Annotated in this window: 15 protein-coding genes; 5 read left to right on the plus strand and 10 right to left on the minus strand. The window is 41.6% G+C overall.

All coding sequences use genetic code 11. The features are described 5' to 3' along the window. Positions 1-96 precede the first annotated feature (96 nt). The gene (locus AACW90_RS16005) at positions 97-1,044 is read right to left on the minus strand and encodes a hypothetical protein (protein WP_390236388.1); all 948 of its coding nucleotides are present in this window, start codon (positions 1,042-1,044) and stop codon (positions 97-99) included. Between the two features lie 106 nt (positions 1,045-1,150). Then, positions 1,151-2,050, minus strand: coding sequence for a DMT family transporter (locus tag AACW90_RS16010; protein WP_390236390.1), 900 nt, complete (start codon positions 2,048-2,050; stop codon positions 1,151-1,153). A gap of 557 nt (positions 2,051-2,607) precedes the next feature. Here AACW90_RS16010 and AACW90_RS16015 point away from each other — a divergent pair. After that, positions 2,608-3,513 (plus strand): LysR family transcriptional regulator, encoded by a 906-nt coding sequence (locus AACW90_RS16015; RefSeq protein ID WP_390236393.1) that lies wholly within the window; start codon positions 2,608-2,610, stop codon positions 3,511-3,513. 42 nt (positions 3,514-3,555) lie between these two features. On the opposite strand, the gene AACW90_RS16020 is transcribed toward AACW90_RS16015, so the two are convergent. From AACW90_RS16020 to dgcN, 5 genes are all read right to left on the minus strand, one after another. Continuing rightward, positions 3,556-6,378: an FAD-binding and (Fe-S)-binding domain-containing protein gene (locus AACW90_RS16020; RefSeq protein WP_390236396.1), complete on the minus strand. Its 2,823-nt coding sequence runs from the start codon at positions 6,376-6,378 to the stop codon at positions 3,556-3,558. A gap of 287 nt (positions 6,379-6,665) precedes the next feature. Next, on the minus strand, positions 6,666-8,087 hold the full coding sequence (locus tag AACW90_RS16025; RefSeq protein WP_390236400.1) for an alanine/glycine:cation symporter family protein: 1,422 nt from the start codon (positions 8,085-8,087) through the stop codon (positions 6,666-6,668). Between the two features lie 244 nt (positions 8,088-8,331). Beyond that, positions 8,332-9,189, minus strand: coding sequence for a D-amino-acid transaminase (locus AACW90_RS16030; RefSeq protein ID WP_390236403.1), 858 nt, complete (start codon positions 9,187-9,189; stop codon positions 8,332-8,334). A 48-nt stretch (positions 9,190-9,237) separates the two neighbouring features. Then, complete coding sequence (gene dgcA, locus AACW90_RS16035) at positions 9,238-10,212, minus strand: N-acetyl-D-Glu racemase DgcA (protein ID WP_390236406.1); 975 nt, start codon at positions 10,210-10,212, stop codon at positions 9,238-9,240. Beyond that, positions 10,212-11,216, minus strand: coding sequence for an N-acetyltransferase DgcN (gene dgcN / locus AACW90_RS16040; protein ID WP_390236409.1), 1,005 nt, complete (start codon positions 11,214-11,216; stop codon positions 10,212-10,214). Before dgcN ends, dgcA begins: the two co-directional genes overlap by 1 nt. A 797-nt stretch (positions 11,217-12,013) precedes the next feature. On the opposite strand from dgcN, the gene AACW90_RS16045 reads away from it, so the two are divergent. Then, positions 12,014-13,372, plus strand: coding sequence for an alanine/glycine:cation symporter family protein (locus AACW90_RS16045; RefSeq protein WP_390236411.1), 1,359 nt, complete (start codon positions 12,014-12,016; stop codon positions 13,370-13,372). A gap of 50 nt (positions 13,373-13,422) precedes the next feature. Here the strand turns inward: AACW90_RS16045 and AACW90_RS16050 are convergent, their stop codons facing one another. Further along, the gene (locus AACW90_RS16050) at positions 13,423-14,577 is read right to left on the minus strand and encodes a benzoate/H(+) symporter BenE family transporter (protein WP_390236414.1); all 1,155 of its coding nucleotides are present in this window, start codon (positions 14,575-14,577) and stop codon (positions 13,423-13,425) included. Positions 14,578-14,677: 100 nt separating this feature from the next. Between AACW90_RS16050 and AACW90_RS16055 the strand changes: the two genes are divergently transcribed. From AACW90_RS16055 to AACW90_RS16065, 3 genes are read left to right on the plus strand one after another with little or no spacing between them, the layout of a single operon-like run. Continuing rightward, positions 14,678-15,214 (plus strand): helix-turn-helix domain-containing protein, encoded by a 537-nt coding sequence (locus AACW90_RS16055; RefSeq protein ID WP_390236417.1) that lies wholly within the window; start codon positions 14,678-14,680, stop codon positions 15,212-15,214. A 1-nt stretch (position 15,215) separates the two neighbouring features. Beyond that, positions 15,216-16,184, plus strand: coding sequence for a hypothetical protein (locus AACW90_RS16060; protein ID WP_390236419.1), 969 nt, complete (start codon positions 15,216-15,218; stop codon positions 16,182-16,184). Positions 16,185-16,220: 36 nt separating this feature from the next. Then, the gene (locus AACW90_RS16065; RefSeq protein WP_195705564.1) at positions 16,221-16,448 is read left to right on the plus strand and encodes a DUF3820 family protein; all 228 of its coding nucleotides are present in this window, start codon (positions 16,221-16,223) and stop codon (positions 16,446-16,448) included. 35 nt (positions 16,449-16,483) lie between these two features. Here the strand turns inward: AACW90_RS16065 and AACW90_RS16070 are convergent, their stop codons facing one another. Together AACW90_RS16070 and AACW90_RS16075 are read right to left on the minus strand one after the other, a co-directional pair. Further along, positions 16,484-16,825 carry a rhodanese-like domain-containing protein gene (locus AACW90_RS16070; protein ID WP_390236422.1) on the minus strand — a complete coding sequence of 114 codons (342 nt, stop codon included), beginning with the start codon at positions 16,823-16,825 and terminating at the stop codon, positions 16,484-16,486. A gap of 120 nt (positions 16,826-16,945) precedes the next feature. After that, a complete protein-coding gene (locus AACW90_RS16075) occupies positions 16,946-19,003 on the minus strand; it encodes an alpha-amylase (RefSeq protein WP_390236425.1) in 2,058 nt (685 codons plus the stop codon). Positions 19,004-19,421: the final 418 nt, after the last annotated feature.

Raw genomic sequence — 19,421 nt, forward strand, 5'->3', positions numbered from 1 at the left:
TAATGGTTTAGAAACTGGACTCATACTATATTTATTTCAAATAAACAGCTACATAAGTCTGTTAGTTCTACGTTGTCTGATGGCGCTATAACGAGCTTAAGGTGATAATGCCACATCGACAGGAAACCTTATGATTGGAGCGGGTAAATGTTCCGTTGTAACATAGATACTGCGGTTGTCAGAGCTAAAGGAGAGCGACTCTGCCTGTTTTAGTGTTGGGAGTTCATATCGAATTGGTGTAGATGAAAGTACGGAGTGCCAGTCGGTAATGCCATTGGTTTTATATAGAAAAGCACTGTCATAAGTTAATACTGCTGCAAAGCGTCCATCAGAAGAGATATCCATTGCAGTAGGTTGTGATGAATAGCCAAGCAGATAAATAAAGCTAAACTTTGGCTTGCTCGGTTTTGGAAAAGAAGGCACTGCGCCCAAGCTGGTTGCGATTTGTGGTGTATCTCTATTGAGTGTTAATTCGAATAGGATTGGCTGTTCATCTCTTTTAGACAATAGGATTATTTTCTCATTGATTATATCTATGGCGATAGATTCACAATCTCTAGGACCATCAGCGTAGGTGTATGAGATGCTCCATTCAGGGGTAACTTGGATTGGATTAAGATAATGCTTTTTTGTTAATAGGGGCTCTTGGATTATATGAAGTAGGTATTCATCCCGGACGGCGAAGTTGTCTCCTGTATCGGCGATTATAAGGAAGTTTTTCTCGTTGTATTCAAACGTCGCCATATCTTCCCAATCAATATTTTCTACACCTTGAACATTCACTCGGGCTCGAAATTTTCCTTGCAGATCTAACGCAATCAGCGAGGGGGAATTATCACTGTCGTTGTGGCTCCATAAGGTGTTTGTATTCAATTTTGAAATAGCTAACCCGCTTGATTCTGCGAGGTTGGTATCTTCGATAACACCTGTCACTATAGCACCACTATTACTTTCATAATCATCAAGCTGAGAACAAGATGATACCCAAATCGCTGAGAAGAGAAGGAGTGCTACGGTGGTGATTAGCATGACGATTCTGCGCATATTTTCCTATTGATAGCCATTTACAGTTGTGTGCTACATCAGTCTAAAGATGCGCTTTAAGCCATTTTACATACCATTACTTTAGCTATGATTTTAATGTATTGTTTTATATTTTTTTTCGGTATCTATTTTTTGAAGTCAGCAGTGAACGAATTGAAATGCCCGTTACTAACATGGTGCCTGACAAAACCAAAATAGTACCAAAAACCGTATTCCAACCGACTTGCTCGTCTAATATTAGGTACCCCCAAAAAATGCCAAATACCGGAATAAGGAAGGTCACAGATAGGGTTGAAGCTGCTCCTACGCTGGCTACTAGGTTAAAATAGAGTAAATAGGCGACACCAGTACTGAATATACCTAAAGCCAACACCGATAAACTGATTTCTATCGTTGGCATTTCTCTTATAGGAATAAAGAACACTAATGGAAAAACAATCAAGGCGGCGGCCCACATATTGCCATGGGCATTATCAAAGGAAGAAATTTGTGGGGCCGTTCTGGTGTAATTGCTAGCAATACCGTAACAAACAGCAGCCAATATTCCGGCAATGATCGGAAGTATCGCGTCTGAGCCTAAACTTGCCGCGTCCCAACCAACAAGAATAATCACGCCAACAATACCGATAATCATGCCTAATAAGGCGGGTTTTGTTAACGGTGTTCGTGTCCAGAATACACCAATTACCGCACCCCATATCGCGGCAGTCGAATTCAAGATGGAAAGTGTTGACGCATTTAGTGTTTGTGCCGCATAGGCGAAAAACAGAAATGGCAGTGCAGTATTAAATAATCCGATAATAAAAAAGTGTTTTTTGTACTGCAAAAGTGGCAGCTTTCTTTTTATAAAAATGGATACGACCAATAAAAACAGTGCCGCTAATGTGACGCGAGCTTCAATCAATATGGCGGGCCCAAGAGCTGTTGCTGAGATCCGCATAAACAGAAATGAACCACCCCAAAGAGCTGCAAGTAGAAAAAGTTGAAGCGTGTTACGTAGTGACATTTAAAAACCAATCGTAGGATGGTAGATATAGAATGAGGCTATCTTGTTACTAATTTGTAATAAGTACAACTTGATTTTTGTTAGAACCAACAGAAGAATACTGTGCAATTACGTTTGTAAGGGCGTGTTAATAAATTAAATCGTTAATATCCAGATAAAGAAGATGACGGTCGTGTTTTTAAGAAAGTATATGATCTACATTACTTTAAAGGCTAACCTCTGGAGCAGTTATGCGATATCAAATTAAAGAAGCTGTCGATAAATTCATAGATGTGACGAACGCCGAACCGAGTCATGTATCCGTAATCAGTGCCAATCCAAATGATATTAGACTTTCTTATATAGATGATAATGAGCGGAAATTTGAGTTTAAGTACTCTGATGGAAAGTTATTTCTTTTAGATAAGGTTGAGGATTCTTGGTTTCTTTTAGACGAGTTTAATTGTACTTGTGATGGGGTATATTTCTTAAATTCGTAATAAATCCTCTGTAATTATCTCTAATTTCTATTAGTCTATTGGCATTGATAAATTTTTAATGCGGCAAGAAGTTTAATAATGAAGAGAAATACAGACGACTTTTTAATTTTCTATCATTTGATTGAATTGGGATCTTTTAGTAAGGCCGCAGATCAAGTTGGATTAACTAAGTCCTTAATAAGTAAGCGTATTACACGGTTGGAACAGGATCTAGGCGTACAGCTTATCTTTCGTACAACTCGAAAACTGACCTTAACTGAAGCAGGAGAGGTTTTTTTTCGCCATGCGCGCGAGGTCTATTTTACCGTAAAAAATGCTCAGGAAGAGCTAAAAGGGTTGAGTGAATCCTTTACCGGAACAATTCGTATAACCGTACCGACCATTTCTGGCGAACTTATCTTGCCTCAAGCTATCGCAGAGTTTAGCCATAAATACCCTGACATCACGGTACATATGGACTTAGACAATCAGTTTGTCGACCTATTATCTGGAGGCTACGACCTCGCTATTCGGACAGGTGTATTGCCAGATTCGAGCCTTATTGCGCGACGTTTAGTTGATGTCCATTGGGTTATTTGTGGTGCCCCAAGCTATTTTGAAATAAACAAAATCCCTCAGAACCCTCAAGAGCTGAGTAAACATAACTGCCTTGGATACTCGTTTCAAGAAACGGGCTCAGATGAGTGGCTTTTTAAAGGAAAGCCGGAACCATTTACATTAAAGGTAACGGGCAATTTTTGTACTAATAATGCTTCAGCATTAAGACGAGCTGCGCTTCTTGGTCAAGGGCTTATTTACGTACCGAAAGTCTTGGTGGCAGAAGATTTGAAAGAGGGTGCTCTTGTAGAAGTGCTTCATAAACAGGTTGGTAAATGTTTAGGTATATTCGCGGTTTATCCTTATACCAAGCACCTACCAACTAAAACCAAGTTGCTTATTGATCACATCTACGATTGCTACAATCGAAACACGGAGAGTTTCTGACGGTTTGCCACTCCGATACAATATCGAAATGGCACCTTTGTCCTAACTGACTCTGTCTACCAAATAAAGGATTGAGCGATACTCAATCCCGCTATGTTCTGATAGACCAATTTCACAGGTTCTGCTATTGGAATACCCCTCGCTGCAATTCTCTGGTACTTCTGATCTTAGTGAAGCTAACGCAGAGGCGTTGAGTTCTGGTTTAGTGAACCCTTTATCGCCAGCGAATCCACAACACTGTATATCCTCCGGTATGATCACTTTTTCAGCGCATGTTTCAGTGACTTCTTGAATGATGCCAGCTAAACCATTTCTTCGTGATGTGCAGGTAATGTGTAACATCACCGGTTCTTTTTGCTGCGTTATGGTCAATCTTGGTAAGACGTATTCCGCAACAAATTTAAACGGTTCGTATATTGATAATTCTTTTTGAAGTGCGTCCTTACTCAGACTTGCACATGGGCTGGTATCCATCAAAATAGGATACTTCCCTTGTTGTGATGCCCGCCAAAGTGAATCTTGCAATGCGTTCATCTTACTGTTTGCGGTATCGACAAAGCCTTTACTCTTATAAGGCATGCCACAGCACTGGCTGTTAATATCCTCTGGCAATACAACATCGTAGCCTGCTTTTTCGAGCAAGGAAATGGTCACTTCAGTTAATGATCTTTTATCGATGGCATTTTTTTCTGGTCCCATATTACGAGATGCACAACTAGGGAAGTAGACAACCTTTTCTTTTCCTACGGAATGTATCGTAATCGCGGAAACCTTTCTGGCTGGTATTGGGAGGTGGGGGGTCCATAATGGTAAGCGTTTGCCTGATAATTGGTGAGCGGCTTTGGTAACCGCTCTCATGTTATTGGTTCCAATGATGCCATGCACACTATTGGCAGCACCCAATCCTAGCTTGGTAACGGAGGTAACTGCTTCGAAATGATCGGCTGTCCAACTTGCGATTGTTCTAGCAAGAGAGGAGTGATCTTCGCGGAGTTTCCGCATTAGGTCACCCGTGTTTATACCTACTGGACAACGGTCAGCACAAAGCCCGGTGGCGGCGCAAGTATCAATACCTTGATAGCGGAATACTTTTTCCATTTCGGCCAGTTTTGCAGGGTCTTCGTTGGTTTTGTAAAGGCGTCGGATTTCCCGGTACACCGTGTTGCGTTGCCGTGGCGTCAAAGACAGGTTTCTCGAAGGGCATACTGGTTCGCAGAATCCACACTCTATGCATTTATCGATCAGTTCGTCTGCTGCAGGCATCTCTTTAAGGTTTTTTATATGTGACTCATGGTCGTCATTAAGGATAACACCAGGATTCAGAATGCCGGTTTTATCGAAGATTTTTTTTATCTTCTGCATCAATTCGTAGCCGTCTTTGCCCCATTCAAGTTCAACGTAAGGAGCCATGTTACGGCCTGTGCCATGCTCTGCTTTGAGTGACCCTTTATATTTCACGGCAACCAATTGTGCTACGGCGTCCATGAAAGCACTATAACGGTTTATTTCAGCTTCATTATCAAATGCTTGAGTAAATACAAAGTGAAGATTTCCTGCCAATGCATGCCCAAATATTATCGCCTCATGATAATCATATTTAATAAACAGATTCTGTAATTCACGTACCGCAGGTGCGAGCTGGTCGAGTGGAAACGCGACATCTTCGATGATCACGGTTGTACCGGTTTCTCTTACTGCTCCGACGGCTGGAAATAGTCCTTTCCGGATGGCCCATAGTTGAGCGCATGTGGTCGCGTTACGGCTGAACTCGACGGCCTCTATGGGTGAATAACGGCTGATTATATTGACTAATACTTGAGACTGTACTGTAAGGTCTTGCTCATCTTCGGCGTGAATTTCGACAAGAATTGCGGCTGCTTCTGTGTTTCCTTTTTCCCCCAATTCGGCAATAAAATCGGGCATCCCCGGTTCACTGGCTACGGATGCGAGTGAGCGGCTGTCCATTAATTCGACCGCTGCCACATTGGTTTTACTGAGTTCACTTACTGCAAAACAAGTGGTTTCAATATCTGAGAATACAAAAAGCCCTGACGCCTTGAAAGCGTGGTCAATCACCGTGTTATAAGTAATGTCAGCGATAAAACCGAGCGTACCTTCAGACCCAATTAATAGGTGTTGAAGAATATCGATAGGGTCTTCATAGTCGACTAGTGAATTTAGGCTGTATCCCGTGGTGTTTTTAAGGCGATATTTATGGCGTATTTTATCCGCCATATCGGCATTACTATTGCATTCTTTTGCCAATGTAGTGAGGTCTGAAATGAGTGATTTATGACTGAATTTAAATGACTCAATACTGTCTCTATTGAGGGTATCTAGCACGGTACCATCGGCAAGGACAACTGTCATACCAGCCAACGTTTTGTAGCTGTTTTTTGAGGTGCCACAACACATACCAGAAGCATTGTTGGCTGCAATGCCGCCAATTTTACAAGTATTGATTGACGCGGGATCTGGGCCAATCATACGCCCAAATGGAGCAAGATACTTATTTGCATCTGCACCGATAACTCCTGGTTGTAGCCATATTTGTTCACCATTATTGATTATCTGGTGATTGCGCCAACTGGTTGTCAGGGTGATGAGTACAGAGTCGGATATTGCCTGTCCTGATAAACTTGTGCCTGCGGCTCGAAAGGTGAGTGGTATCTTTTTTACATTGCAGGTTTTGATTGCGAGAACGATTTCATCAAGAGAGTCGAGTTGCAGTATAAGTTTGGGCACCATTCTATAGAAGCTAGCGTCTGTACCATATGCTAAGGTTAGGGTTGGGTCTGTGATGATTCTCTTTTCGTCGATATGAACGCTGAGTTCTTGTATCAACTCTTTATATATAGATTCCATTCATGCTCCAGATTCATTTACTTCACGTATTTCGCATATTCTTGTTATCGATGTCTTCAATCAGATCACCTTTATAAATAAATTATATAGGTGTTTATGACGTGTGCGTTCTTACATTCGTTGTTTGATACTACATTAACCAATGAGGTTGATATATCACTTTAAATTCACTTGTTTGTTGCAAAAAGAAGACTAATCGAATAAGTGGTGGAAGTGCGGGTATAAAAAATGCCAGTCAGAATGAACGGACTGGCATCAATTTCTAATAAAGCTAAACGTTATCTAGATTAACTTTTTTTAACCCAAGCCGTCGTATCGATATCAAGATCTTTATATTCATCAGGATTAAACACAGGATGCTCAACACCTGCGTCAAGTTGTTTCCTGTAATCCTTGATAAGTCGTGTTGCCGTCGGGAACAGCATAATGAGTGCTAACAAGTTAACAATGGCCAAAATCCCCATTAGTGGATCAGAGAAGAAGAAGACCGCTGTTGCACCAGGTGCTACCGCACCAACAAACACTACGCCAATGACAAGAATACGCAATATGTGAATCGCCATTGGGTTCTTAGTCATAAAGGTGAGTGCATTCTCACCGAGATAATAGTTGTATATCACGGAACTGAATGAGAAGAGAAGGATAGCAAACGTTAGATAGTACTGAGTCCAAGCACCGAAGTGAGAAACCAAAGACTGTTGAGTAAGTACTATGCCATCGATACCTTCTGCACCAGGTACATACACATCACCAAGTAAAATAACAAAGGCTGTACAGCTACAAACAATTATAGTATCGATAAATACTGAAAGTGATTGAGTGATGCCTTGACTTACTGGGTGAGTAACGTCAGCTGTTGCCGCTACGTTAGGAGCGGAACCTAGGCCAGCCTCGTTAGAGAACAGACCGCGACGCAAACCTTGTGCTAATGCTGCACCCATACCACCACCAACGGCTTCTTCAATGCCGAATGCGTTAGATACGATGTTTACAATAACACCAGGAATTTCTGTGATGTTAGTAATAATAACAAGCAGAGCCATTGCTACATAAGTGATAGCCATGACAGGTACAACGATATCTGCAACTTTAGCGATACGTCTGATACCACCGTAGATGATAAAGCCGACAATGATTGCAAGGAATAAACCTGTATACATGCGGTCAATACCCAAGCTATCTTGTACTGCACCCGCAACAGTGTTGCCTTGGAATGCGTTAAAACCAAACGCAAAAGCAGCAATCAGGCAGAATGCGAGTACATAAGCCAACCAACGATAATCTTCACCAAGACCATGAATAATAGTACGTGCAGGACCGCCACGGAACTCGTTACCTTCTTTACGCTTGTATAGCTGAGCAAGTGAACATTCCACTAAGCTCGTCGCCATGCCGACCAATGCAATTGCCCACATCCAGAATACGGCGCCTGGACCTCCAAGAGTAATAGCAACGGCAACACCAGCGATGTTACCACCACCTACGCGACCACCAACGGATAATAAAAGGGCTTCACGTCCGGAAATTTTGTCTTTACCCGCAGTTTGGTTTTTGCTTGATAGTACTCGGAACATACGTCCGAAAAATCGGAACTGAACAAAGTCAGTAACAATGGTAAAAAATAGGCCAAAAATTACAAGAAATGGTATAAGCGACCATCCCCAAGTGAGGTCACCAATGACCCCAAAAAAGCTTTCTAACATTTCCATTCTTTCTCCTAGTATTCATTTTCTGTCTGAGAATTGATCAATTTGGCTAATTTATAGTCTATTAGGCGCCAATTGACCTTGCATTGTACTGGTTTTAAAAAAATATTCGAAGAAAAACAGGGAAAAAGTTTGTATATGGTAACCAGAGTGGATAAAAATCAGGAGCCAAAGGGGCTCCTGCGAGACAATGTAGCGAATAAAGGTGTTAACGTGGAATTAACATGATGTTAGCAATGTTCGATGTTTATACTGAGAGTGCTTTGGCAAATTTGATATAGATCTCACGGAGTTGCGATGCAACAGGGCCAGGAACACCGTCACCAATTGGCCGTTCATCAATGGAGATGACAGGCCATATAAAGGTTGAGGCAGAACTAATAAAAGCTTCTTTCGCTGCGTAAGCTTCTTCTATTGTGAATACCCTTTCTTCGATAGCCAGATTGTGTTTCTCCGCTACTTTTAACAGCGAAGCTCGTGTTATACCGTGAAGAATATCGTTACTGAGTGGGCGTGTAACAATAATATTGTTTTGGGTTATTATATAGGCGTTACTTGAGCCTCCTTCCGTGACGTATCCGTCTTCAATCAGCCATGCGTCATCACAGCCAACACTCATGGCGGCTTGTTTTGCCATACAGGCTGCCAATAGTGAGGTCGTTTTGACGTCACGACGCCTCCAACGAAGATCTGGCATGGAGATGATTTTGATGCCCTTTTTCGCTTTCGGTGAGTCGATCACGGCACGGGATTGAGTAAATAACACAACAGTTGGCTCAGTATTGTCAGGGTAAGGGAAGTCACGGTCACCAGATGAACCTCTAGTGACTTGCAGATAAATACCACCTTCCTTCAAATCATTAAGTGTTATGAGTTTTTTTTGAATGGTTATTAGGTCTTCAGCAGTAAGAGGATTTTTCATTTCCAATTCTCTACATGAACGAGCAAGTCTCGCGACGTGTCCTTCAAGATCTAAGAGTTTACCGTCGACAACAGCAGTTACCTCATAAATGGCATCGGCGAATAAAAAACCTCTATCAAAAATGGAAACTTTTGCTTCAGATTCTGGTAAATACTCGCCATTTAAGTAAACAGTACGTTGCATAATTTGCATCCTAATTTAATTTTTCTAGGGAGTGCATTGAATCACTCCTTAACCCCATAGCTCTGTAGAGAAGGGCATCATGTGATTGTTTTCGAACTCGAATCCGTGCTCTATATCTTCACTTAGCAATAATGGGCCATCAAGATCAACAATATCGACACCTTGAGCAACAACGAATGCTGGTGCCATGCTTAGAGAGCTTGAAAGCATGCAACCAACCATGATCTGCAGACCTGCTAGCTCTGCCTGATTCTTGAGTGCTAATGCTTCTGTTAAGCCACCGGTTTTGTCGGTCTTAATATTGATCATATCGTAGCGACCAATTATTTTGCTCAAGCTTTCTCTATCGTGACAAGATTCATCCGCACAGATTGGAATAGGTCTCGGTAGTGTCTCAAGAATATAGTCCATCCCTACGGGGAAAGGCTGCTCAATCATTGCTACGCCCAGTTTCACTAGTTCTGGAATCAATATTTTGTAGAGTTCGGGCGTCCATGCTTCATTTGCATCAAGAATAATCTTTGCATTGGGTGACCCTTCGCGAACGGCGGCAACTCTTGCTAAGTCTTCACCGCCTCCTAGCTTCAACTTAAGTAAAGGACGAGATGCATTCTCTATTGCCGCTTTCTTCATGTTTTCTGGAGAGTCTAGGGACAAAGTAAATGCTGTGACCAAAGAATCAGGAGACGTCGCCAAGTTGTCCCAAATTCGCTGTTGTTTTTGTTTACACTCAAGATCCCATAGTGCGCAGTCAACGGCGTTTCTTGCTGCACCAGCCGGCATTAGGTCTTGTAATGCTTCTCGAGTGATCCCATTTTTTAGTGCAGGTAACACGATTTCTAGTTCAGTTAAGGTACTATCAATTGTCTCGTTGTAACGTGCATATGGGACGCATTCACCGCGACCCATCACGCCGTTACTACTTATTTTTACCTGTATCACATCAGCCTGAGTTTTACTTCCTCTTGAGATGGTAAAGCTTCCTCTAATTGGCCAACTTTTAACCTTAAAGCTTATTTGCATTAAACCTCCGATAGCTTGTTTACTATACGGCTTACACCTTGACGGAATGGGTCCACGACAGGTAGACCAAATTCAGATTCTACTTTATCCATAAATTCTAGCGCGACTTTTTCATCAAGCTGAGAGGTGTTTACAGAAATTCCAATAAATTGTACATCAGGATTGGTCAATCTGGCCGTTGCAATGTTAAGTTCCATACACGATTTTATGTCGGGTACGGGGTAGTTTGGTAGTCCGCGCATGTGTGTTCTCGTGGGTTCATGACACAGAACAAGAGCATCGGCTTGCGCCCCATGTATCAGCCCAGTAGTCACACCAGCAAAGGATGGATGGAATAGCGATCCTTGTCCTTCAATCACGTCCCAGTGGTCTATAGTGCTTTCAGGTGAGATGGCCTCGATTGCACCTGCGATGAAATCGGACACAACGCAGTCAACACTGACTCCTTTACCAGTAATCAAAATACCCGTTTGACCTGTTGCACGAAAATCAGCGTTGACACCTTGTTCTTTCAGCGCTTTCTCTATTGCTAATGATGTGTACATCTTGCCGCATGAACAATCTGTTCCAACCGTTAAAAGTCGTTTTCCTTGGCGTTTTTTACCATTTCCTACGGGGTAATTTTGAGTTGGGTATCGCACATCAAACAGTGTCTGGCCATTGGTTTTAGCACTAGCCACTAATTCCGGAATGTCGGTCAACTTATTATGTAAGCCTGAAGCGATATCAAGCCCAGCGTTTAAAGCCTCTACTAATACGTTACACCATTCCTTTGAGATAATACCCCCACGGTTAGCAACCCCGATGATCAAAGTCTTGGCCCCTGCTGCTACCGCTTCTTCAATAGAAAGATCAACGACACCGCAATCCGCATTGCATGTTGGTAAGCGATACTGACCTACGCAATATTCAGGGTGCCAAGTTTTTATTCCTTGAGCAACTTTTGCCGCGAGCGGGTCTGCCGCGTCCCCAAGAAAAAGTAAATAAGGTTTTTTCAGTCCCATTGGTGTTCTCCATCTAAGAAATTAACAGCTGCACAGATGATTAGGCTGTGCATCTACATCAGTTGCAGTGCAATATTCATGACAGGAATGACGGTTCACGAGGGTATTATTAAAAATGCACATTTCTAAAGGCGTAAACGAAAGGGCTCTGCTCAAATGTCGAAGGTTTGGGGACATTGCGTCATTCTATAACTTATGGTCATATTAGTTGAATGTTCTGAAAGGAGTGTATTTCTAGATAAATTATTCAAAATCAATAATTAATTAAAAATATATAATTTCAATGTATGTCTAATTTTGTGAAATTATATTCTGTCTGAAAAAAGAAACAATATCCTATCAATTTACGGGTTTATTGATGTTAAATAGTTAAATTTACAAATAAATGAGCAGCATAATAGTCTTTACATGGCACCAAATATGAACAATACACGCTCTTTATGCTCATTAGTGGTGCAATGGATATCAAAAAAGTTAGATATACAGTGTTTAAAACCAATTATGATTGATGCTATTAAAAACTAATCTTTAAATTTTTGTTGCCAGAATGTGAAATAACTTCGTGTATCTCTATAGTTTATTACTTCGATATAGTTGTAATAAACAAAATTAAAAACTAAAAATAGCCAGAAGGCCGCGCAAGTTTATACTTGCAGCGTTATCCCATTATTGTTTCACTGCCATTGAAATTCCTCTTTAAATGGAATAATTCTAATCATTTCTTATGCTTGGTCTGCTATTTGCTACAGGTATGAGAGGGTAGTTTTTAAAAAGTCACTATATTGGAGAGTCAGAAAATGGAGTTTATTTCCGGATTGATCGGTCAGCTTAATGGGATAGTGTGGGGCGTACCCATGCTCGTCCTCATTTTAGGGGTTGGTATTTACTTGACCGTAGGGTTGAAGTTTATGCCTATCCTAAATGTAGGGCGTGCATTTAAGTTAATGTGGAGTAGCCGTGAGGCGAGTGGAGAGGGTGAAATACCTCCGTTTCAGGCGCTGATGACGGCGATGTCTGCGACGGTGGGTACGGGTAATATCGCAGGAGTGGCAACCGCCGTATTCATTGGTGGTCCTGGGGCTCTATTTTGGATGTGGTTGACGGCACTTGTAGGTTTGGCAACCAAATATGCAGAAGCTGTTCTTGCCGTTAAATACCGTGAAAAAGATGAGAATGGCTCATTTGTCGGTGGCCCAATGTACTACATCAAAAATGGTATGGGTGAGAAGTGGGCGTGGCTTGGTTCTCTGTTTGCTTTATTTGGTGCGGTTGCTTGTTTTGGTATTGGTAATGCCGTTCAATCGAATTCCATCGCTCAAGTCTTAGAATCTAACTTCTCATTTTCGCGCCTCGTTGTAGGCCTCATTATTATGGTTCTAGCGGGTGGTGTGATATTAGGCGGCTTAAAGCGTGTTGGTAAGTTTGCGGGTGCAATGGTACCGGTTATGGCAACAGCCTATATTTTATGCGGGGTTGTGATCCTTCTGATGAACTTTGGGGAAGTCATTCCTGCGTTTGCTCTCGTCTTTGAACATGCCTTCACACCCGCTTCAGCAGAAGGTGGTTTTGCTGGTGCAACTGTTTGGATGGCGATTCGCTTTGGTGTTGCTCGTGGTGTTTTCTCTAACGAAGCCGGTCTAGGTTCTGCGCCTATCGCGCATGCTAGCGCACAGACCGATGATCCGGTTCGTCAGGGATTGATAGCGATGTTAGGCACGTTCTTAGATACATTGGTCATCTGTAGTATCACTGGTCTCGTCATTATCATTTCTGGCGCATGGACGAGCGGTATCTCTGGTGCTGCTCTGACATCTGCTGCTTTTGGTCAGGTTATTCCCGGTGGTAGTTATTTGGTTGCGGTTAGCTTAGCGATTTTTGCCTTTACGACTATTGTTGGTTGGTCTGTGTATGGTGAACGTTGTGCTGAATATCTGTTTGGTCCCAAGGCTGTATTGCCATTCCGTATCATCTTTATTCTTGCTTTACCTGTTGGGGCAATGATGGAGCTGGACTTTGTGTGGCTACTTGGTGACACGTTAAACGCTATGATGGCGATACCAAACCTAATAGCACTTGCGGTATTAAGTCCGGTTGTCTTTACCCTGACTAAAAACTATTTCAATAAGAAAGATTCAGCGGTTGCTGACTCTAAATAATACGTTGATCGCTATCTTCTAATGAGTTTCTGCTTATACAGAAGATAGCGTTAAGTTTTTTGTTGGTATTTGAAGAGTGCAATACCAACCAACAGACCCAAAATTGGTGCGTTTATACCAAACAACGTGACGCCCGAAAGTGATATCAAGAAAGTAAGCAAGGCAGGCTCCGTTGCCTTTTCTTTGCTAAAAGATGTTTTTAGACACATGAGTAATGTGCCGAGTAGCGCAAAACCAGCCAACATCTGCACAATGTCAGTTGGTAGAATCAGAAACAGAGAAACAACAGCACTTGCCCAACATCCCGCCAATAAATAGAAAATACCTGCCCATATAGTTGCCCAGTATCGCTGGTTTGCGTCCAAATCTACGTCTTTATTCATACATATTGCTGCGGATATAGCCGCGAGGTTAGTGCTGAACCCACCGAAAGGTGCTGACATCATATTCGCCAATCCAGTACCAAGAAAAAGTGATTTTGTCTGAATCTTGTAGCCATAGCTATTGAGCATTGCAATGCCCGGTAGGTTTTGGGATAGCATCGTAATAATATAAAGCGGCAGAGCGATATTGATAGCACTTCTATTACTAAATGTTGGTGTGATCCAAATAGGCTTGGTTACAGTAAAGTTAATAGTGTGAAAGCTAAAGCTATAGAAATACAAAGCATTGGCAATACTTACCAATAACAGTATGAGCATCGTGTACCTAGGTACAACAGATTTGCTTATTAGGTAAGCGATAAACATGGAAAAAAATAGGATGGGTGAGTGTTCTAGTGGTGCGAAAGCTTTTAAGCAAAAAGGAAGTAAAATAGCCGCAAGCATTGCTGTGGCGATCTGAGCCGGTATGCGGTCAATTAGCCGGTTAATTGGTTTGATTAATCCTGTTAATAACACAAAAAAGCCTGACAAGATAAATGCACCAATACATTCCTGCAACGAGTAATCGGGAGCAACGGTTATTAACATAGCAGCACCTGGTGTCGACCATGCCGTCAATACAGGCACTTTGTAATACCAAGAATAGCCGATAGTCGTTACGCCTAATACGACCCCAAGACTGAGTAACCAACTGGCGATATGATTGGGTGTCGCGCCGGAGGAAGTTGCTGCTTGAATGACTAATATTACTGAGCTTGTATAGCCAACGAGTACAGCAGTAAATCCGGCGGTTAGATGACTAAGTTGAAACGAACTAGGCATGGTAATACTCTCATTTGGGTGTTAATCTTTGTGCGTGATAACGCATACAAAACAGTAAATATAGCAGCGTGCGTAATAACGCACAATAGGGTTTTGATTAATGAGTGAGAACCAATTTCGTTCGCATATAGCGGAACACCTAAAATTGTTGCGAAAAAATCGAGCGTTGAGCTTGGATGCAACGGCGAAATTGACCGGGGTTTCTAAAGCGATGTTAGGTCAGATAGAGAGACAGGAGTCGAGTCCGACAATCTCTAAACTGTGGCAAATTGCGAGTGGTTTGGATACCTCTTTTTCTGCGTTTTTTGCGACGGAGCCCGAAATGCTCTTGAGTGTTAATATCTTTCCAAACGATAAGAACATGCATGTAAAAACGGTGTTTCCTTATCAATCAGACACAAAAATGGAGATGTTCGAGATTGAACTCGTTAATCACCATCAACAGATGTCAGACGCTCATGCGGTTGGTGTAGTCGAGCATATATGCGTTCTTAGCGGCGAGTTAGAGTTATATGTCGAAGCTAAATGGAAGAAAATCAATACGGGTGAAAGTTGCCGCTTTTATGCGGATCAAATTCATGGTTATAGGGCAAGTACTGAACGTACTGTTTTCCAAAATATAGTGTGTTATACCTGATATGAAATATTTTAAATTATGGATAATTTTACTGCTTGTTCCATCTTATTTTGCCTTGGCACAAGAAGAAGAGCGTATTGATCAGATTGATGACACCGTGACTTTCAAGAGTGCGGAAGAGCACTGTTATAGTGATAATAGAGAAGTTGGCTCACTCGATAAAACCTATCATTATCTGAATACAAAATTTTGCCAACCAGCGATATGGTTTGATAGCTTCTTCGTGGACGAGCGGATTACAGATGACGCTAGAGCGGGAACGATGGTGCGGTGGTATAACGACTTTTCTTGGTCTGAATCGGATGGCTTTAAGTTTAGAACCTCACTGAAAGCGAAACTGCATTTACCAAGAGCGACCAAAAAGCTTAAGATCGTAATTGAATCAGATGCCGACGATGATTTACAAGATATATTTCCGTCGAACAGCGACGAATTAGAAAACTCGGTAGGGCTTCGATACGACTGGTACGCAAAGGAAAAAAGCAGTTTCAATATTAAGGTGACACTGAGACCAAGTATCGAAGCTCGATATCGCTATAGCTATCCTTTGTCGCAAGATACCTTGCTTAACTTTACACAACGAGTGTATAGCCGTAAAAGTGTTTTGGGTGAAAGAACTCAAATCGATGTAGATCATACGCTGAATGAACAATTCTTGATTCGTTGGACCAATTACGCCAAGTATGAGGACGACATCAATAGCTTCGAATTAGCTACTGGGTTAACTTTGTATCAATCGATCTCGGCTAAACAGGCCGTAAGCTATAACGCTAGCATAACGGGGTATGATAAGCCGGACGCTTACATCAGTAATACAAATATATCTGTAACTTACAGGCACAATATCTATCGAGATTGGTTATTCTATGAGGTCACCCCTGAGTATAATTGGGATAACAAGATAGAAGAAGACAAAATGGATGAAGCGACGATTACGTTTCGTTTAGAGTTCCTGTTTAACAATGTATAGTAGTATTTTTTGTTTAAGGTTAGTTGAGATGAATACGTGCTAGAGAAAGAGAACTTGATAAAATTAGCGAGAATTAAGATGCCTTTTGGTAAATACGCGGGGCGTATCTTGATCGATCTTCCAGAAGAATATTTGCTCTGGTTTGCTCGTAAGGAATCTTTTCCTGAGGGAGAATTAGGTGATCTGATGCAACTCTGCTTAGCGCTAAAAATTGAAGGGTTAGATACGGTCGTTAAACCGCTAAAGTACCCAGAGTCACGCTAAACGTAGAGTTGATCTCTTATGGCTGAATAAGCGGGTTACTTAGTGGCAAGCATCTCGTTAAGACCGCCGCCATTGTGAACATTAGTAAATCCATTCTTTTTCAAATAGCGTTCAGCTTGTCCTGAACGGTTACCACTGCGGCAATAAACAACAATCTGTTGATCTTTATCTACATTATTAAACGCGACATTCACCGTCTCTAGCGGAAAATTTACTGCAGATTCGATATGTTGAGTTTCGAATTCTTGTGGTGTTCTAACGTCAACGATTAGCGCTCCTTGTTCTATTTTTTGCCATGCTAATTCAGCACGGTTTTCTGCAAAGCTTGAAAAAGCAATGAAAGCCAGAGCAAGGGCGACAATTTTTTTTAAGATCACGGTTATTTCCTTTTTAATGAGCCTATATGAGAGGCGATTATATAGGCTCATTATTTCTTTTGTGAAGCGTTTGATCAATATAGACGGTAATATCTACTCTACAAAATGTCAGGACAGGGTTTACTTACCCACAAAAGCGACAACCACTTTGTCATCCCCAAGAACTCGAGAGAAAGCATAACCTTGCTTTTGCTCAAGCTCTTTATGCTGCCCTGCACCGATGGAAGGGTGTGATTTTCGAAATTGCCCGACCGTTTTCCAGTGTTCGAGTAGTTTCTTTCTATTGTCATCTAATTGCCAAACCATATCGGAGCGTGTGCCTTGATGAAAGTCATCGGCGTATGGGCCAATCGCTCTAGCCACCTCGTCTCCGTAATATACTTGGATCGCCCCAGGACTAAGCAACAGAGCACTTGCCGCATCTCTTTGCATATCGAATGATTTATAGCGACTAAAGAACAATTCTGTGTCATGAGATGACATGTAGCTTACCGGGTTAAAATCTTTTTCTGAGGCGATCGTATCGGCATAAGATTGGTAGGTCTCTGCCATATAGCTGAAGCAAGCGGCACCTTTATCCATTTTTTTCTGCATGTCGAAGTTTATCAAGGCATCAAAACCGTCATCAAAATATGGACTTCTATACGCTGAGTGTCCCCATACTTCACCCATCATCCAAAATGGCTGGCCCGATTGTCCATTTTTCTTACGCCATGTCTCTAGCTTCTCGCTTGATTGTTTTTTTAGTCGTTTCCAAACGTCACTTTCAACGTGCTTTACGGTATCGACACGAAAGCCATCAATTCCAAATCGTTTAACCCAATCGGACTGCCACTCGATTAGATAATCGGAAACCGTAAAATTTTGCTTGTGTGCGACACGAGTGCCTGGGTTATTGAGCAGCCAATTTGGTGGTGTAACGGTTTTTTCTGACTCGGTGATAAAGTCTGGTAGTCCAGCTAAAGACATCGTAATGTCACTATTCCCTGGTTTTTTATGGTCAGGAAAACCAGCACGGATCCAATCTGGTCCCCACCAACTCGTCCATGCGTTACTAGCATAATCAATACTGTCATTGTAACTGTGCCAGTTTTCATTTTTTCCCGGTACCCAATCAGACCATTTATCCGGCCAACTTCTTTCCGGCGAGACGACATTGATGTCGTCAAACTGTAGATCGGATAAAGCAGCGTAGCCGGAATGGTTCACGACCGCATCTAACAGGATTTTTATACCCCGTTTATGCGCTTCCGCGACAAGTTGTGTTAAATCCTCATCTTTACCGAAATTTTCGTCAATCTTGGTGAAATCTCGGGTCCAATAACCGTGATAAGCATAAAATGGGAAGGACCCTTTTTCTCCTCCCCCAACAAAACCATGTATTTGTTCTACAATAGGAGAAAGCCATATGGCATCAGTTCCTAAACTCTGAATGTAATCTAGCCTTTTAATAATGCCTTTTAAATCACCGCCATGGAAAGTCCCCACTTCATCATTGCCATCTTTTTGTCGACCATAACTTGTATCATTATTCAGATCGCCATTGCTAAACCTATCAACCATGACAAAGTAGATGTTCGCGTTGCGCCAGTCTAGAGAGGTAGGAAGGTTGGGACTCTGTTGCAATATTGGTTCTAATAAAACCATACCACCACTATTGAGGGATGGCGTTAGTGTTACGTGATGATTTATAACCTCAGTAATTTGCCCCGTGAACGCGTCTTTCAACTTGGTACCATCTGCGAATGTATCGGCTACGTTTAACGTGATCTCTCCACTAATATGGGTATCGCAAGTGAGGTTAGGAACGGCTCTTTTGAATTCCTTTTTAACGGTTTTATTTTTCTGCTTTGTGAGTGTTATGGATGGCGTGGTTTTATCGAATGTAAATAGGTAGTCGCCACTAAGGCGTATCTTTAGCTCGAAAAGGGTTGGTTCTTGGCAGTTTAGTTGCGTTGGTGTATTGAATTTGAGTTTTTTAACGACATCAACAAGACATGTACCACCAATACCGGACACTTTTATTGAATAATTATCTTTTTTTAGCGGAACATTCACTGGATGATCAGCGGTAAAAGAATAGTTTCGGCTGTTAGTGGATGTCGATATTGTTAGGTTAGCAGCCGACAGAGGTGTCGACGCTAAGATCAATGCGGTTACTATTATATTAAGTTTCATTGCAGGGCCATTAAAGTTCTTATTAATATCATCTAGCTAAATGATAAATGCAAAACGACGCTTAGACATCATTCGGTTGGCTACGCCTCAAAAGTGTTAACTTGGTCATGGTAGGGAGTAGATAGATGTAGGGGTTAATATCTTTATATTTGCCACAATAGAAAAATTATTCATTACCTATAGATACGATTAATTTTCCATACATATGGTGATTTTTTGTACACTTTGGCTTGAGATTTATGTGAATTCTTATAAGTTTTTCTATTTAAACAAAGAGATAAATCATTTACAAAAATTTACTTTACGAGTGTGCAATAAATGGTTGAAATGAAGGTGAATGAGGATATACTAACGCAATATATTTAAATAAAGTTTTATAAAATGATAGCTTTAAATGAATATTTGTGAAACTAAGGAG

Origin of the sequence: Vibrio frigidus, from assembly GCF_042465995.1 — a bacterium.
Lineage (GTDB): Bacteria > Pseudomonadota > Gammaproteobacteria > Enterobacterales > Vibrionaceae > Vibrio.

Coding starts and splice junctions, on each gene's coding strand:
- AACW90_RS16005 (WP_390236388.1), bottom strand. CDS start 1,044: ATGCGCAGAATCGTCATGCTAATCACCACCGTAGCACTCCTTCTCTTC.
- AACW90_RS16060 (WP_390236419.1), top strand. CDS start 15,216: ATGAAATATTTTAAATTATGGATAATTTTACTGCTTGTTCCATCTTAT.
- AACW90_RS16050 (WP_390236414.1), bottom strand. CDS start 14,577: ATGCCTAGTTCGTTTCAACTTAGTCATCTAACCGCCGGATTTACTGCT.
- AACW90_RS16020 (WP_390236396.1), bottom strand. CDS start 6,378: ATGGAATCTATATATAAAGAGTTGATACAAGAACTCAGCGTTCATATC.
- AACW90_RS16075 (WP_390236425.1), bottom strand. CDS start 19,003: ATGAAACTTAATATAATAGTAACCGCATTGATCTTAGCGTCGACACCT.
- AACW90_RS16025 (WP_390236400.1), bottom strand. CDS start 8,087: ATGGAAATGTTAGAAAGCTTTTTTGGGGTCATTGGTGACCTCACTTGG.
- dgcA (WP_390236406.1), bottom strand. CDS start 10,212: ATGCAAATAAGCTTTAAGGTTAAAAGTTGGCCAATTAGAGGAAGCTTT.
- AACW90_RS16010 (WP_390236390.1), bottom strand. CDS start 2,050: ATGTCACTACGTAACACGCTTCAACTTTTTCTACTTGCAGCTCTTTGG.
- AACW90_RS16030 (WP_390236403.1), bottom strand. CDS start 9,189: ATGCAACGTACTGTTTACTTAAATGGCGAGTATTTACCAGAATCTGAA.
- AACW90_RS16045 (WP_390236411.1), top strand. CDS start 12,014: ATGGAGTTTATTTCCGGATTGATCGGTCAGCTTAATGGGATAGTGTGG.
- AACW90_RS16055 (WP_390236417.1), top strand. CDS start 14,678: ATGAGTGAGAACCAATTTCGTTCGCATATAGCGGAACACCTAAAATTG.
- AACW90_RS16015 (WP_390236393.1), top strand. CDS start 2,608: ATGAAGAGAAATACAGACGACTTTTTAATTTTCTATCATTTGATTGAA.
- dgcN (WP_390236409.1), bottom strand. CDS start 11,216: ATGGGACTGAAAAAACCTTATTTACTTTTTCTTGGGGACGCGGCAGAC.